The sequence below is a fragment of the Mycobacterium szulgai genome (genome assembly GCF_002116635.1).
Classification (GTDB): domain Bacteria; phylum Actinomycetota; class Actinomycetes; order Mycobacteriales; family Mycobacteriaceae; genus Mycobacterium; species Mycobacterium szulgai.
On record NZ_LQPW01000007.1, the window covers coordinates 1 to 15,963 of the forward strand.

Below are 15,963 nucleotides of genomic sequence, written 5' to 3' on the forward strand. Positions count from 1 at the left end.
GGTGGGGATGAGGTGGGGTTGGTGGTGGGTTAGGGCGGTGTCGAACAGGGTGAGGCCTTGGTCGGTGGGGATGGGGGTGAGGCCGTTGCGGGTCATGCGGGTGTGGTCGAGGTGGGTGAGGTGGGCGGTCATGCCGCTGGGGGTTTGCCAGTAGCCCCAGGCCAGGCTGGTGGTGGGGTGGTGGTGGCGGTGGCGTTGTTGGGCGAGGGCGTCGAGGACGGCGTTGGCGGCGGCGTAGGCGCCTTGGCCGGGGGCGCCCAGGGTGGCCGCGACGGAGGAGAACAGGATGAAGGTGTCGAGGTTTGTCGTGGTGGTGAGTTGGTGGAGGTGCCAGGCGGTGTCGGCTTTGGCGGTTAAGACGGTGTGGAGTTGATCGGGGGTGATGTCGGTGGTGAGGGCGTCGTGCAGGGCGCCGGCGGTGTGGATGATGGCGGTCAGGGGGTGTTGGGTGGGGATGTTGGCGAGCAGGGTGGTGAGTTCGGTGGGGTTGCTGGTGTCGCAGGCGGTGATGGTGACGTGGGCGCCGAGGTTGGTGAGGTGGTGGTGCAGTTCGGTGGCGCCGGGGGCGTGGGGGCCGCTGCGTGAGGCGAGGAGGAGGTGGCGGGCGCCGTGGTGGGTGATGAGGTGTTCGGCGAATAGTTGGCCCAGCATTCCGGTGCCGCCGGTGATCAGGACGGTGCCGTCGGGGGTGAGCACGGTGGGTGGGGTGAGCACGATTTTTCCGGTGTGTCGTGCTTGGCTGATGTCGGTGAAGGCGTGGGGGGCTTGGGTGAGGCCGTAGCTGGTGGTGGGTAGGGGGTGCAGGGTGGCGGTGGTGAATAGGTCGGTGAGGGCGTGCCAGGTGCGTTGGATGTGGTCGGGGGGTGTGGTGGTCAGGTCGTAGGTGGGGTGGTCGGTGAGGTCGAGGAAGTGTCCGCTGGGGTGCAGTAGTTGGCGTGAGGCGTCGCTGAATTCGGTGAGGCTGTTGAGGATGACGTCGATGCCGTGTCCGTTGGTGGCGTGGGTGAAGGTGTCGGCGAAGTCGGGGGTGCGGGAGGAGGCGAGGTGGTGGGTGGGGATGCCCAGGTCGGTCAGGACGTGGTGTTTGTGGGGGTGGGCGGTGGCAAAGATTTCCGCGCCGAGGTGCTGGGCGATTTGGATGGCGGCTTGGCCTATTGCGCCGGTGGCGGCGTGGATGAGGACGCGTTGGCCGGCGTTGAGGTGGGCGTGGTCGACCAGGGCGGTGTAGGCGGTCACAAACGCCACGGGCACCGAGGCGGCCTCGGCGAAGGACCAGCCGGTGGGGATTTTGGTGACCAGGCGGTGGTCGGTCAGGGCGGTGGGGGCGAAAGCGTTGTGGGGGAACAGGCCCATCACGGCATCACCGGCAGTGAGGGTGGTGACGTCGGGGGCGGTGTCAAGGACTACGCCGGCGCCTTCGCGGCCGATCCTGGTATCGGCGGTGGTTCCCAGGGCGGCCTGGGCATCGCGGAAGGTCAGGCCGGCGGCGCGGATGGCGACCCGGATTTGTCCGGGGGCTAACACGGTGGCGGGTTCGGTGGGGATCAGGGCCAGGCTGTTTATGCCTTTGCCGGTGGTGTGTAGTTGCCAGGACGGAGTCGATGGTGGGGTCAGGGCCAGCGACGGGGTCAGTCGGGGGGTGTGGGCGTTGCCGTGGCGTAGCGCCAGTTGAGGCTCTATCGTGGGTCGCCGCGCGGGGTCGGCCAGGGCGGCTAGGACGTTGACCAGGGTGTGGTCGGTGGCCGTGGTGGTGTCGATGTCGAGTGCGGTGATGCGGTCGGGGTGTTCGTTTTGGGTGGTGTGGATCAACGCCCAGACCGCGGCGTGCGCCAGATCCGGTGGGTGGTCGTAGACGGTGGTGCTGACCGCGTGGCTGGTCAGGATCACCAGCGGGGTGTGCAGGGTGTCGGGGTGGGTCAGCCAGTTCTGCAGCCCGCTGATTGTGGCGCGGGTCAGGGTGTGCACGCGCTGCAGGGGATCAGCCTCGGCGGGATCGGGCAGGGGCCAGATCACCACGTCGGTATGGGCAAGATCGATGTTGGCCAGTTCGTGGTGGGTGGGGCTGGTCTGCAGGCTGGCGGGTAGCCGGTCGGGGGCATCGGTGAGGACCGCCCACACCGGTGCGGACGCGGGCAGCGCGAAGGTGTCGGCGGCCAAGGCTGGCCAGTGCAGTTCGAACAGGCTGTCGCGCAGCGCGGCGGGGGCGGGGGAGTTGATGTGGTCGGGGCGGGCGCGCAGGGTCAGGGTGTCGATCGTGACCACCGGGGCGCCGGCGGGGTCGGTGGCGTGCAGGGTGAAGGTGTCGGCTGCTGTGGCGCTGAGTTGGACGTGCAGGCGGGTGGCCCCGATCGCGTGCAACGTGACTCCGGTGAAGGCGAACGGCAGCCGCGGGGTGGGCGTATCACTACTGGGGTCGGTGTCATAAAACGCCGCGGCCAACGGATGCAGGGCGGCATCTAGGAGGGCGGGGTGGATTCCGTAGCCGCTGATGTCGGTGTCGGCGGGTAAGACCACCTCGGCGGAGACGGTGTCGGGTGCGCTGGGGTGGCGTCCGATGCCGCGCACCGACTGGAACGGGGAGTGGTAATGCAAGCCGTGGTCGGCCAGGTCGCGATAGAAACTGTCGGTATCGATGGGGTCGACATTCCAGGGCCCCGACAGCGGCCCAGCCACCACAGCCGTGGTGGTGCTTAACGCGCCGCTGGCGTGCAACGACCAGGCCGCCGGACCATGGGTGCCGCCGGTACGGGAGTGCACGGTAAAAGGCCGTCGCCCGGTGTCGTCTTCGGCTTGCACCGTGATCTGGACATCGGTGGGAGTGTGGGCCTCCAGCGTCAACGGGGTATGCAACACCAGCTCATCGATCACTGGGCATTGGGCGTACTCACCGGCCTGCAACAACAACTCGATGTAGCCGGTTCCCGGGAACACCACCGTGTCATCGACACGGTGACCAGCCAGCCACGGGTGGGTGACCGTGGAGAGCCGTCCGGTCAACACGATCTGGTCTTGATCGGCCAGCTCGGTCAACGCCCCCAACAACGGATGATCGGGCTTGTCCAGCCCGGCAGCGCCGACATCGCCAGCAGCGACCGGGGTCAGCCAGTAAGAGCGGTGTTGGAAGGGGTAGGTGGGTAGCGCGATGGTGTGGGCGCCGGGATACAGGCTGGTCCATGACGGGCTGTGGCCGTGGGTGTGCAGCTGAGCCAAGGCGCCGGCCAGGGTATCCAGATCGGGCTGGTCACGGACCAAGGTAGGGATCACTGTCGATGCGTCGGTGGTCTCCACCGTGTCGGTCAGCGCGGGGGCAAGTACCGGGTGGGGGGAGAGTTCGATGAAGGTGTGGGGGCCTTGGGTGAGCAGGGTGGTGATGGCGTCGTGGAAGCGCACGGGTTCGCGGAGTTGGCGGGTCCAGTAGTCGGGGGAGGTGAGTTGGTCGGGGGTGGCGGGTTGGCCGGTGAGGGTGGAGATGATGGCAGTGCTGGGTGCGGCCCAGGTCAGGGCGGCGGCGATGGTGTGGAATTCGGGCAGCGCGGGGTCCATCGAGGCGGAGTGGAAGGCGTGGCTGACGCGTAGCGGGGTGGTTTTGTAGCCCGCGGCGGCGCACTGCTGGTCCAGGCGGTGCACATGATCGGCGGGTCCGGAGACGACTAGGGCGGTGGGGCCGTTGACGGCGGCCAGCTCCACCTGGGGGTCGTCGGCCAAGACTGCGGCCAGGTCGGCGGGGCGGGCGGCGATGGCCAGCATGGCCCCTGGTGCGCAGGCCTGCATCAGCCGGCCCCGGGCGCTGACCAGTACCGCGGCATCGGCCAGTGACAGCATTCCGGCCACGTGGGCTGCGGCCAGTTCGCCTACCGAATGACCCACCAGGTAGTCCGGGTGGATCCCGGCCTGGGTCAACACCGCGGATAGGGCCACCCCGACGGCGAACAACGCCGGCTGGGCGTAGGCGGTTTGATTGAGCAGCTCGGCTTCGGCGGTGTCGGGTGCGGCGAACATCACCTGGGCCAGCGCAACGTCGAGGTGGGGGTCAAAGGCTGCGCACACCTCGTCGAGGGCCTCAGCGAAACCGCGATGACCGGCATACAGTGCGGCGGCCATCTGTGGGTATTGGGCGCCCTGGCCGGGAAACACGAACACCGTTTTGTTGGGCTGGTGGGCCTGATAGTGGTGGCCGCGCACCCCGGGATGAGGTTGGTCGAGGGCCAAGGCATGCAGGCAATCCAAGAGCTCGTCGCGAGCAGCGGCGGCCGCAACGGTGATTGCCGCGCGGTGGGCGTGGTGGGTGCGGGTGGTGGCCAGGCTGTAGGCCAGATCGGTCAAATCAACATCGGGGTGATCGAGCAGATGCTGATGCAGCCGGGCGCCTGCAGCCTGCAGCGCTGCCGGGGTCCGCGCAGAGAGCGGCCAAAACCGCAGCGGCGACGGGCCTTTGGGTGTCGGGGCAGGATCGGCCGGTGGTGAGCTGGGAGCCTGCTGCACGATCAGATGCGCGTTGGTGCCGCTGATCCCGAACGACGACACCCCCGCAGTACGGGGATGCTCGGTCGCCGGCCAGGGCAGCGCCTCGGTCAGCAGCTGCACTGTTCCGGCCGACCAGTCGATGTGCGGGCTGGGTTGATCCACGTGCAAGGTCGGCGGCAACACGCCCTGGTTGAGGGCGGTGATCATTTTGATCAGCCCCGCCGCCCCGGCGGCGGCCTGGGTATGGCCGATGTTGGATTTGACCGACCCCAACCACAACGGATGCTCGGGGTCGCGCCCGGCGCCGTAAGTAGCCAACAACGCCCCGGCTTCGATCGGATCGCCCAGGGTGGTGCCCGTGCCGTGGGCCTCGACCACATCCACCTCATCCAGGCCGATACCGGCATTGGCCGCCGCCTGGATGATCACCCGCTGCTGAGCCGGCCCATTCGGGGCGGTCAACCCATTAGAAGCACCGTCCTGGTTGACCGCCGATCCCGCGATCACCGCCAGCACCGGATGCCCCTGACGGTGGGCCTCACCGAGGCGTTCCAACACCACGATCGCCGCGCCCTCACCCCACCCGGTGCCATCAGCAGCCGCCGCGAACGCCTTACACCGGCCATCAGGGGCCAGCCCCCGCTGACGAGCGAACTCCACAAACGGCCCCGGACTCGACATCACCGCGACCCCACCAGCCAAAGCCAGACTGGACTCCCCGCTACGCAACGACTGACACGCCAAATGCGTGGCCACCAGCGACGACGAACACGCCGTATCCACCGTGATCGCCGGCCCCTGCAACCCCAACACATACGCCACCCGACCCGAGGCCACACTCGTCGCCGACCCCGTCAACCCAAAACCCTCGGCACCCTCAGCCATGCCAGCACCGCTGTCCCCGTAACCCTGTGCCCAGGCTCCCGCGAAGACGCCGGTGTTAGTGCCTTCCAGAGTCGCCGGGTCGATCCCAACGGTTTCCAAGGCTTCCCAACACACCTCTAACAACAGCCGCTGCTGCGGGTCCATCGCGGTGGCCTCACGCGCGGAGATCCCGAAGAACTCGGCGTCAAAGCCGGCCGCGTCGGTCAAAAACGCCCCCGAGCGGGTATAGGTCTTACCCACCGCATCCGGGTCGGGATCAAACAACCCCGCCAAATCCCAACCCCGATCCGTCGGGAAACCCCCCACCGCATCCACACCACCACTGACCAACTCCCACAACGCCTCCGGCGAATCCACCCCACCCGGCAACCGACACGCCATCCCCACCACCGCGATGGGTTCGTCCACCCGGGCCGGAGCCGGCAGCGCCGCGCTCGGAGTGGCACGACCAGAAAGCTCAGCTTCCAAATAGGTAGCTAGCTCTGACACCGAGCCGTAGTCCCACCCCACCGTGTCAGCCAGTTGCAGGCCAGTCACTGCTGCCAGCCGATTGCGAAGCTCGACTGTCATTTGTGAACTGAAACCTAGTTCTGAGAAGGCGAGTTCGGTATCTACTGACCGAGCATCGGGCTGGCCCAGCATCGATGCGACTTCGAGGCCAACGGTGTCCGCCAAAAGTTGATAGCGCTGTCGCTGCCAGGCTTTGAATTGCTCGTGCAGCTTCATTCCTCGGCGGCCTATATCCGAAGTCTCGATGTTCCCAGCTGATGTTGTGTCCAGGTCCGCCGCTATGTCTGGCGAAGGGGTTACAGAGGAAACCTGCCAAATTGGTTTTGCTGGGATTTCGGAGCGAAGATCGCTTCGTATCAATTTCCCGGTCGGGGTTCGAGGGAGCTGCTGTGTAACGGCGAATCTATGCGGGACTTTGAACGAAGACAGTTGGCTGCGCAATCGGCGGTATATCTCGGCGATAGCCGCATCATCGAGGGATACTCCCTCCTTAGGAACGAGAAACGCCTGTAGCGCCGACGCGCCCGTGGATTCCCTTACTCCGGCAACCGCAGCCTCAGCCACATTCTCATCATCAAGAATGAGCCGCTCGACCTCGTTTGGATTAATGTTGATACCGCCCACAATTTCTATGTCGTCGGCGCGGCAACTGTACCTAACCCATCCGTCGGGATCGATAAATACCTGGTCCCCTGTGTCGAGCCAACTCCCATTTAAGGCGAGGGGGTCGTCCGGTCGATTCCAATAGCCCGCTGCGATTGATGGCCCTTGAACCCATAGATTCCCCTCGACCCCGGGTCCGGCAGTGGTGCCGTCAGGCGTCACCACGCGGATCTCATAGGGAGGAAGAACCTTTCCTAAGGTTCCAAGACGCCAGTCATCGACCGTATTCGACACAAATGTTTGTCCGACCTCGGTCGAGCCTATTCCGTCAAGGATCGGAATGCCGCCGAAGAATTCCATAAGGCGCTCCGCCAGACTCAGCTCAAGTGCCTCGCCAGCGGATACTAAGCAGCGGATCGACCGGAATGAACCGGGCGAGCATGCGTCAATGACTCTTGCAAAAAAAGTGGGTACGCCATAGAGCACCGTCGGTTTGAATCTCGCACCGAGCTCGGCCGCTGCCTCCGGGCTGATCGGCGAGGAGTTGATGACCGCTGCACTGCCTGTCGCAAGCGGAAACCAAACCGAATTACCCAAGCCATACGCGAAATACATGCGAGCGCTGCTCAGTCCGACGTCGTCGGGAGAGAGCCGCAATGCGGTGCGACACATCGCCTCGACATACGTCAAGACGTCGGCGTGTCGATGAATCGCGGCCTTGGGTGAACCCGTCGTACCAGAGGTATAAGTAGCGTAGGCAACGGCGTCGCCGCTGAGGTCTTCGTAGTCCGCAGGCTCGACTCGAGTCGCATCCGACAACAGCTCTGCCGCCTCCACAACGGTCGACCGCTGGAATCGGCCGCGCAGGGCGGAAGAGGTGACGACAAGCGCGGGCTCGGTATCGCGCTCAACAAATGTGTGGTCTTCGGAACGGAGTTCGGGATTGGCGATAAACACTAAAATCCCGCGAGCCAAACTTGCCAACAATAGTTGGACTAGATCCAGCGAGTCCGGGAGGCATAACAGAATGCGATCGCCACGGGAGAGCCCGCGGCGACTGAGCACTGCCGCGAGACGTAGTGCACCATCATGGATTTGTCCATGACTCACAGGGGTCGGAGCATAGTAGGCAGGCGAGTCGTGCCATCCAGCTTCCAATGACCGCTCGGCCAGGAGTTTTGCTATGTTTCCGCTTTGCATTAGTCAGCTACCGCTCGTGACATAAAAGCGGATGGATCATACTGATTAGCGGCCCGCCATTTGCTGTCGTACCGCCTCTTTGCAAGAACAATCACAAATATCCATGTCAACTTCAGCGCCATTGCTTTCGCCAGTGATGGTCGCCGTCTCATCAGTGTCAATGAATGCGCTTTGTGGGAAGTATTCGGTGATAACGATGGCTGGCTGACTGCGGATGGTCATGCGATATTGACGCGTGATTACTTCCTGGCTTACGTCCTCATCGAGGTTTGACCAGCCGGGCAACGTATCCATCCAGAATTTTGGAGTCTCTTTGAATATCTCGATACCGTTGGCCAATATGGACTCTCCAATCGGCCCGTCCATCTCGATCAAGTTGTCGACCAATTTTGGTGGCACGATATCAATGGCAATGATCGACTCCGCGACCACAAATACTTTTCCCGAGGACCGGCCCCTGAGTAACACTTTGCGGCGAAGCGTTCGGCCTTCGAAATGCTGCGGACTGCCTATTTCCGTAGCAGAGGCATGAATATCCTGGTCGACAATCTCCGTAAAGATTTCATCATTCACGACAATGCCGAGGGTCCGAGTGAGGGTGCCATTGGTTGCGAGGAGTATCCGAAGGTCACGGCTGAACTTTCGGATTTCTTCGTCAGTGAGGAAGCGTGAAGACAGTTCTTATTCCTTCCTGGGCGTTACTCCAGTGTGTATGTCATTGTGTCGTCAGCGACACGCCCACAATTGGGGAGATTCTTCGGTGGCAGCCCCGCGGCGAAAGCCAGTTGGCACCATCGAGAGTATTGATTTTGCGGATCGGCATGTCCATGCGGTGCGGTCCTAAGTTGAGGTGTAGGAACTGGCGCAAGAACCGGTCGGCCGCCCGACCGTGGCGTTAATACTAGCAGGACTTGCGGGTCGCGAATACGGACTTTCGGCTGGTGACATGTCGGATCGGTCACTCAAAATAGGGCCGAGTTAGACGTGTGAGCGGCGACGCCGATCGACACGGCGTCCGCCTCCGAAGCTCTGTGTCCAGTCGCGAGAAGTGTGGCTCGGCCTGCGATTTTGGGCGGGGATGACCGGACCGGCCCTGGCGAGGTGCAGCGCTGTTGTATCGCCCGGGGCTGGCCGGGACGCGGGACGGCGGCAAGCGGTGTCGAAATGCGAACAACGGGATCAGATTTCGACCATAAGGGGTGCGGAAAAGATCTCTTTTGGGCAATGCGGGTTTAAAACTGACCCAGCCGGTCGCCAAGGTTGGTGTGAAAGTGTCCGATAGCGCTCTCGTGCCGGCCGAACTCGACGAATTTGTTCGCATCCGCGCGAAATCCGCGTTGTACGCCCGCCGACACCGCGTTGTCCTCCGCGACAACGCGGGTTATGTAATCGGCTAACTCCGCAGGGTCGGGCGACTCCTCGTCCAGCGGAATTCTGCTGGCCAGATCCGCTCTGGTCATCGTGTAGTAAACAACTTCGCTGTGACCTACATCAACCGGGTCGATCACGACTACCTGCGCTAGTTGCGGAAACGCCCCGACTATGACGTTGGGGAACAGATGATAGACAAATGTCGCGGGCAGACGTCCCACCCAGGTCGATTCTGGACGGTCCCGAAGCTGCTCAATTGCGCAGTACGGGAACGTAACACGGGAATTCGGGCCGAACGTCTCGACCACGGTGAGGTTGTCGTACAGGTGGGGAAGGGTTTCCTTATGAGTCCAGCGGATGTGGTAGCCCTCCAAGAACTGCTCGACAAGAACCTTCCAGTTGATCGCCAGGTGATAGGACTCGACGGACAGGACCCGATCGATCGGTAGCAGCTTGTCTCGCCATGCTGTCCCGTTTGTCAGCCAGGCCATCGCGTCGTCAGCTTCGGGTTTCGGGATGCGCGTGCCGTCAGAAGAGATTGCACCGATGACGATGAGCCCGTCGGCTTCATAGCTCGGGACTTCGACGAGCCCGCGCGCCGCCATATCCAAATCGGGGAACGCGTCAGCGTGGGGGACATGTGCCAGCGAGCCGTCGAGGCGATATGTCCAGCCGTGGTAGCGACAAACCAGGGCATGGGAACACCCCGCGTCCTCGACCAGGGCGAAACCACGATGCCGGCATGCATTGCGAAATACCCGAGCGCGTTGATCGTGCCCACGCACAGCGAACAGCGGCACCCCGAAGGTCACTCGTTCGACGTGGTCGCCCTGGTTAGGAATAGTGGCGGACGGAACGAACACGCTTGGCATCGCGCGCAGTAGGTCGATTTCCCGGGTGAATCGGTGTGGGTTCAAGTAGTTTTCAACGGGCTCGCGCCACGGAGCGCCTTCATCGGTGGTCCCGCCGTCGACATGGGCGAGAACTCGACGAACGATCTCCACGTCATCGGCAAGCCGCGGGTCCGTCGTCGAGGTCATTGGTGCAGCATAGCGACTTTTCCTGGCCATTCGCCGTGCCAGCAAATCCCCGAAAGCTGACGAAAGCGCCGTTGAACACAGGCGAGACGTCCGGCCCAGTCGGCGGCCCCGAGATCCTGCTCACCGGCATCGAATCTTTGGGACGCCGTTACTGACCGGCGCTAAACTGAAACTTCCAACCTCCGACAGGCCAGAAAGCAGGCATTAGAACCCACGTGACGCCCCGCGAGACCCGCGCTGCTGACACCGCTGTAGTCCGGCAAGCCGACCCTCAGGTTCGCAGCAGTATCGATGTTCCGCCCGACCTCGTCGTGGGGTTGCTCGGCTCGGCCGACGAAAATCTCCGGGCACTGGAACGTAGCCTCAACGCCACTCTGCACGTGCGCGGCAACGCCGTCACCCTCTCGGGTGAGCCGGCCGATGTCGCACTCGCCGAACGCGCTATCTCAGAACTCGTCGCGATCGTGGCCAACGGCCAGCCGCTCACACCTGAGGTGGTCCGCCACAGCGTGGCCATGTTGGTCGGTACCGGCAACGAATCGCCGGCCGAAGTGCTCACCCTGGACATCCTGTCGCGCCGCGGCAAAACGATTCGGCCCAAGACGCTCAACCAAAAGCGCTACGTCGACGCGATCGACGCCAACACCATCGTTTTCGGGATCGGTCCAGCCGGCACCGGGAAGACCTACCTCGCAATGGCCAAGGCCGTCAACGCCTTGCAAACCAAGCAGGTCACTCGGATCATCCTGACCCGGCCCGCGGTGGAAGCCGGTGAGCGCCTTGGCTTTCTGCCCGGCACGCTGAGCGAGAAGATCGACCCGTACCTCCGGCCGCTGTATGACGCGCTGTACGACATGATGGACCCCGAGCTGATCCCAAAGCTGATGTCGGCCGGGGTAATTGAGGTGGCCCCGTTGGCCTACATGCGCGGCCGGACGCTCAATGACGCGTTTATCGTCCTCGACGAGGCGCAGAACACCACGGCCGAACAGATGAAGATGTTCCTTACCCGGCTTGGCTTCGGATCCAAAGTCGTCGTCACCGGCGACGTCACCCAGGTCGACCTGCCCGGCGGCGCCCGGTCGGGCCTGCGGGCGGCCGTCGACATCCTCGAGGACATCGACGACATCCACATCGCCGAGCTGACCAGTGCGGACGTGGTCCGTCACCGCCTGGTCTCGGAGATCGTCGACGCCTATGCACGGTACGAGGAGCCGGGGTCGGGGATGAACCGGGCGGCGCGGCGGGCGTCGAACGCCCGGAGTCGCCGATGAGCATCGAAGTATCCAACGAGTCGGGCGTCGACGTCTCAGAAGCCGAACTCGTCAGCGTGGCACGGTTCGTCATCAACAAGATGGACGTCAACCCGGGCGCCGAACTGTCGATGGTGTTGCTGGACACCGCGGCCATGGCCGATCTGCACATGCGCTGGATGGATCTGCCCGGACCGACCGACGTGATGAGCTTTCCCATGGATGAGCTCGAGCCGGGCGGTCGTCCTGATGCACCCGAACCCGGACCGGCCATGCTGGGCGATATCGTGCTGTGCCCGGAATTCGCGGCCGAACAGGCGGCCGCGGCGGGGCACAGTCTCGGGCATGAGCTGGCGCTGTTGACCATCCACGGCGTGCTGCATCTGCTCGGTTACGACCACGGCGAGCAGGACGAGGAGAAGGAGATGTTCGCCCTGCAGGACCGGTTGCTGGAGGAGTGGGTAGCCGACCAGGTCGAGGCCTACCAGCACGACCGTCAGAACGAGCGGGACCGTCGACTGCTGGATAAGTCAAGGTATTTCGACCAGCCGTGACCGGCCTGCCTCAGCTGCTCGGCACGATCATGTTGATCGGTCTGGGCGGAATATTCGCAGCGGTCGACGCCGCCTTCAGCACGGTATCGCTGGCCCGGGTGCAAGAACTGGTGCGCGACGGGCGCCCCGGCGCCAAGCCGCTGCTCAAAGTGATGACCGATCGGCCCCGCTACATCAATCTGGTCGTGCTGCTGCGCATCGTTTGTGAGATCACCGCCACCGCGCTGCTGGTCGTCTTTTTCCGGCACAACCTCGGGCTGAATTGGGGCTTGTTCGTTGCTGCGGCCGTCATGGTGGTGACCAGCTTCGTGGTCATCGGCGTCGGGCCACGGACTCTCGGCCGCCAGAACGCTTACTCCATCGCGCTCGCGACAGCCCTTCCGCTGCAGGTGATCTCGTGGCTGCTGATGCCGATCAGCCGATTGCTGGTGCTGCTGGGTAACGCACTCACCCCGGGCCGCGGCTTCCGCAACGGACCGTTCGCATCTGAGATCGAATTGCGCGAGGTCGTCGACCTGGCCCAGCAGCGCGGCGTCGTCGCCGCCGACGAGCGCCGGATGATCGAGTCGGTCTTCGAACTCGGCGACACCCCCGCTCGCGAGGTGATGGTGCCGCGTACCGAGATGGTCTGGATCGAAAGTGACAAATCAACCAGCCAGGCCATGAACCTTGCGGTGCGCAGCGGACATTCGCGCGTCCCGGTGATCGGCGAGAACGTCGACGACATCCTGGGCGTGGTCTATCTGAAAGATCTTGTGCAACAAACGGTCTGCTCCAGTGGCAACGGCCGGGAAACCACGGTCGCGCAGGTCATGCGCCCGGCGGTGTTCGTGCCGGACTCCAAGCCGCTGGACGCGCTGCTGCGTGAGATGCAGCGCGACCGCAACCACATGGCCATGCTGGTCGACGAATACGGCGCGATAGCCGGCCTGGTAAGTATCGAGGACGTGCTCGAAGAAATCGTCGGCGAGATCGCCGACGAATACGACCAAGCCGAGACCGCGCCGGTAGAAGATCTGGGCGACAACCGTTTCCGGGTATCCGCGCGACTGCCGATTGAGGATGTGGGCGAACTGTACGGCATGGAATTCGATGACGATCTCGACGTCGACACGGTAGGTGGACTGCTGGCTCTGGAACTGGGCCGCGTGCCACTGCCGGGCGCCGAGGTAGTGACCCATGGTCTGCGAATGCACGCCGAGGGCGGCCCCGACCACCGGGGCCGGGTACGGATCGGCACCGTGCTGTTGAGTCCGGTCGCCGACTCCCCGAATGGGAGCGAGGCAGCTCATCGTGACTGAACGGTTGGCCGACGAGGACGCGAAGCTGGTGGTCCTGGCGCGGGCAGCGATGGCGCGCGCCGAGGCCGCCAGTGCCGCCGCGGTGCGCGATGTCGACGGACGCACGTATGCGGCTGCCCCGGTGAGCCTTTCGGCCCTCGAGCTCACCGGCCTGCAAGCCGCGGTGGCCGCGGCCGCGTCCAGTGGGGCGACCGGCCTGGAAGCGGCGGTACTCGTGGCAGGCTCACAGGATGACCCCGGCCTTGCCGCGGTAAGGGAGTTGGCACCCTTGGCCGCCATCATCGTCACCGACCGCGCGGGCAACCCGCTATGACGCCGATCGTGTACTCAGAGTCGACGGTATGACCGAATTCCGTTCCGGCTTCGTGTGTTTGGTCGGCCGGCCGAACACCGGCAAGTCCACTCTGACCAACGCGCTGGTAGGCGCGAAAGTCGCCATCACCTCGATGCGGCCGCAGACCACCCGGCACACCATCCGCGGCATCGTGCACCGCGACGATTTTCAGATCATTCTCGTCGACACTCCCGGCCTGCACCGGCCGCGCACGCTACTGGGCAAGCGGCTCAACGACCTTGTCCGCGATACCTACGCCGAGGTCGACATCATCGGCCTGTGCATCCCGGCGGACGAGGCGATCGGTCCCGGCGACCGCTGGATCGTCGAGCAGATCCGGGCCATAGCGCCCAAGACCAAGCTCGTTGCGATCGTCACCAAGGTCGACAAGGTGCCGAAAGACAAGCTGGTGGCTCAGCTGCACGCGGTCAGCGAGCTGGTCAGCGACGCGGCCGATATCGTCCCGGTGTCCGCCGTGTCCGGTGAGCAGATAGACGTCTTGATCGACGTGCTAGTCCAGGCCTTGCCGCCAGGCCCGGCTTACTACCCCGATGGTGAGCTCACCGATGAACCCGAGGAAGTGCTGATGGCCGAGCTCATCCGTGAGGCCGCGCTGGAGGGCGTGCACGACGAACTGCCCCATTCGCTGGCCGTCGTCATCGACGAGGTCAATTCCCGGGAGGGCCGCGACGACCTGATCGACGTGCACGCCGTGCTGTATGTCGAGCGGGACAGCCAGAAGGGCATCGTGATCGGCAAAGGTGGCGCCCGGTTGCGGGAGGTGGGTACTGCCGCGCGTTCTCAAATCGAAAAACTGCTCGGCACCAAGGTCTACCTCGACCTGCGCGTCAAGGTCGCCAAGAACTGGCAACGCGACCCCAAACAGCTTGGCCGGCTTGGCTTTTAACGTCGCGGTGGAGAGGGCACCGTGTGGATCGGGGGCGTGTTGTTGCCGGTGTTCCACCACACCTTCGGCTGTTTGGTCGCCCAGCCGCTGAGGGCTTCCAGTTCGGCGGCCAGCGATATCAGCATTCCCTCACTGTTGGCCGGTCCCATCAGCTGCACGCCGATGGGCAGACCGTCGGAGGTGAAGCCGGCCGGCACGCTGATGGCCGGCCAGCCCAGCACGTTCCACGGCCATGCGCCCGGGCACGCCGCGATCATGGCGCGGTCGGTTTGGATGCCGCTCAACTTGTCGAATGCGCGTGCCTGCGGCGGCGGTTGCGCGGTCGTCGGCGCCAGCACCACGTCGACGATGTCGAAGATCGAGCCCACCCGACGCTGGTCGGCGGCTTCATGCCGGCGAGCGCTGCGCAGGATCGCCTGGCCCAGCACGTGGCCGGTCCGGAAATTGGTCAGCGTGCGGGGGTCCCAGGCGACCTCGTCGCCCAGCCGTTCTTCCCACTCCCGCAGACCGGCGGTGGACCGGGCGAGAAAGTCCCACGACAGACGCACGCCGTAATCCGGATTGCCCTTCACCACGGTATGGCCGAGCAGCTCCAACTGTTCGCCCACGGTCTGGGTCGCGGCCAGAATCTCTGGGTGCAGCTTCGCCCGGAAAAACGTGTACGGGAACCGCGTGGACAGTGCGATCTTCAGCGGGCCCGGTGCGATGCCGACGTAGTCCGACGCCGTCAGCGGCGGCGGCTTGTGCAGGTCTCCCTCGACATTGCCCGACGCGGCGTCCAGTACCAGCGCCGCATCCTCGACCGTGCGCGCCAGCACGCCGTTGACGGTGATGCCGTTGAAGGCCTCCGGCAACGGCCAGGTGGAGATGCGGCCGCGTTGCGGTTTGATGCCCACCAGGTGCGTCCAGGCCGCCGGGACTCGCACGCTGCCGGCGCCGTCGGAACCGATCGCGGCGGTAACCAGGCCGGCGGCCACCGCGGCCGCGCTGCCACCCGACGACCCGCCCGGAGTGTGCCGGCGTGACCAGGGGTTTCGGGTGTGCCCGAAGGCCGGTCCGCTGGTGAACGGCCACTGGCCAAGTTCGCAGGTGTTGGTCTTGCCGACGATCACCGCGCCGGCGGCCTTGAGGCGCCGAACAACCTCGGCGTCACGGTCGGCGGGCCGGATGTACCCCTCGGTCCCGTAGGCCGTCGGCACTCCGGCAACGTCGACGTCATCTTTGATCGCGATCGGGATGCCCAGCAGCGGCGCGGTGTCACCTGCTGCTCGGCGCCGATCGGCGGCGGCCGCATCGGCCAACGCAGACTCGGTGAGTACCACGCGGAACGCGTTCAAGGTGGACTGGCTCACGTCGATCGCGTGCAGGGACCGTCGGACCAGCTCAGCGGAGGTGACCTTGCCGGTTGCCAGCTGATATAGCAGTTCGGTCAGGGTGGGCAGGCGCTGGCTGCCGGATCCGGAAATGGACCCGAAATCGGACCCAGAAGCGCCAACCACGGGGTACGAGACTATCGGCGCGGATACCCGCGATGTCGCGGC

Annotated in this window: 8 protein-coding genes and 2 pseudogenes; 5 read left to right on the forward strand and 5 right to left on the reverse strand. The window is 64.6% G+C overall.

From position 1 onward, the window contains the following. From AWC27_RS01510 to AWC27_RS01525, 4 genes and pseudogenes are all read right to left on the reverse strand, one after another. A pseudogene (locus tag AWC27_RS01510) lies at positions 1–6,000 on the reverse strand (SDR family NAD(P)-dependent oxidoreductase); the annotation flags it as partial. A gap of 279 nt (positions 6,001–6,279) precedes the next feature. Then, a pseudogene (locus tag AWC27_RS33090) lies at positions 6,280–7,662 on the reverse strand (AMP-binding protein); the annotation flags it as partial. 45 nt (positions 7,663–7,707) lie between these two features. Beyond that, the gene (locus AWC27_RS01520; RefSeq protein ID WP_085668859.1) at positions 7,708–8,340 is read right to left on the reverse strand and encodes a chorismate pyruvate-lyase family protein; all 633 of its coding nucleotides are present in this window, start codon (positions 8,338–8,340) and stop codon (positions 7,708–7,710) included. A 554-nt stretch (positions 8,341–8,894) separates the two neighbouring features. Continuing rightward, on the reverse strand, positions 8,895–10,073 hold the full coding sequence (locus AWC27_RS01525; protein ID WP_085668862.1) for an aromatic ring-hydroxylating oxygenase subunit alpha: 1,179 nt from the start codon (positions 10,071–10,073) through the stop codon (positions 8,895–8,897). 215 nt (positions 10,074–10,288) lie between these two features. Between AWC27_RS01525 and AWC27_RS01530 the strand changes: the two genes are divergently transcribed. The 5 genes from AWC27_RS01530 to era are packed head-to-tail and all read left to right on the forward strand — an operon-like array spanning position 10,289 to position 14,422. Next, positions 10,289–11,347 carry a PhoH family protein gene (locus AWC27_RS01530; protein WP_085668864.1) on the forward strand — a complete coding sequence of 353 codons (1,059 nt, stop codon included), beginning with the start codon at positions 10,289–10,291 and terminating at the stop codon, positions 11,345–11,347. Beyond that, the gene (gene ybeY, locus AWC27_RS01535) at positions 11,344–11,880 is read left to right on the forward strand and encodes an rRNA maturation RNase YbeY (RefSeq protein ID WP_085668866.1); all 537 of its coding nucleotides are present in this window, start codon (positions 11,344–11,346) and stop codon (positions 11,878–11,880) included. The genes AWC27_RS01530 and ybeY overlap by 4 nt, the downstream gene beginning before the upstream one ends. Then, complete coding sequence (locus tag AWC27_RS01540; protein ID WP_085668868.1) at positions 11,877–13,181, forward strand: hemolysin family protein; 1,305 nt, start codon at positions 11,877–11,879, stop codon at positions 13,179–13,181. Before ybeY ends, AWC27_RS01540 begins: the two co-directional genes overlap by 4 nt. A gap of 49 nt (positions 13,182–13,230) precedes the next feature. Next, positions 13,231–13,494: a cytidine deaminase gene (locus AWC27_RS01545; protein ID WP_372516821.1), complete on the forward strand. Its 264-nt coding sequence runs from the start codon at positions 13,231–13,233 to the stop codon at positions 13,492–13,494. 28 nt (positions 13,495–13,522) lie between these two features. Then, positions 13,523–14,422 carry a GTPase Era gene (gene era / locus AWC27_RS01550; RefSeq protein WP_083114204.1) on the forward strand — a complete coding sequence of 300 codons (900 nt, stop codon included), beginning with the start codon at positions 13,523–13,525 and terminating at the stop codon, positions 14,420–14,422. Here era and AWC27_RS01555 read toward each other — a convergent pair. Beyond that, positions 14,419–15,921 carry an amidase gene (locus AWC27_RS01555; RefSeq protein ID WP_083114184.1) on the reverse strand — a complete coding sequence of 501 codons (1,503 nt, stop codon included), beginning with the start codon at positions 15,919–15,921 and terminating at the stop codon, positions 14,419–14,421. The two genes, era and AWC27_RS01555, sit on opposite strands and share 4 nt — an antisense overlap. Positions 15,922–15,963: the final 42 nt, after the last annotated feature.

Bases quoted from the DNA above. Each gene is read 5' to 3' on its own strand.
- AWC27_RS01545 (WP_372516821.1), top strand. From the start codon at position 13,231: ATGGCGCGCGCCGAGGCCGCCAGTGCCGCCGCGGTGCGCGATGTCGAC.
- era (WP_083114204.1), top strand. From the start codon at position 13,523: ATGACCGAATTCCGTTCCGGCTTCGTGTGTTTGGTCGGCCGGCCGAAC.
- ybeY (WP_085668866.1), top strand. From the start codon at position 11,344: ATGAGCATCGAAGTATCCAACGAGTCGGGCGTCGACGTCTCAGAAGCC.
- AWC27_RS01525 (WP_085668862.1), bottom strand. From the start codon at position 10,073: ATGACCTCGACGACGGACCCGCGGCTTGCCGATGACGTGGAGATCGTT.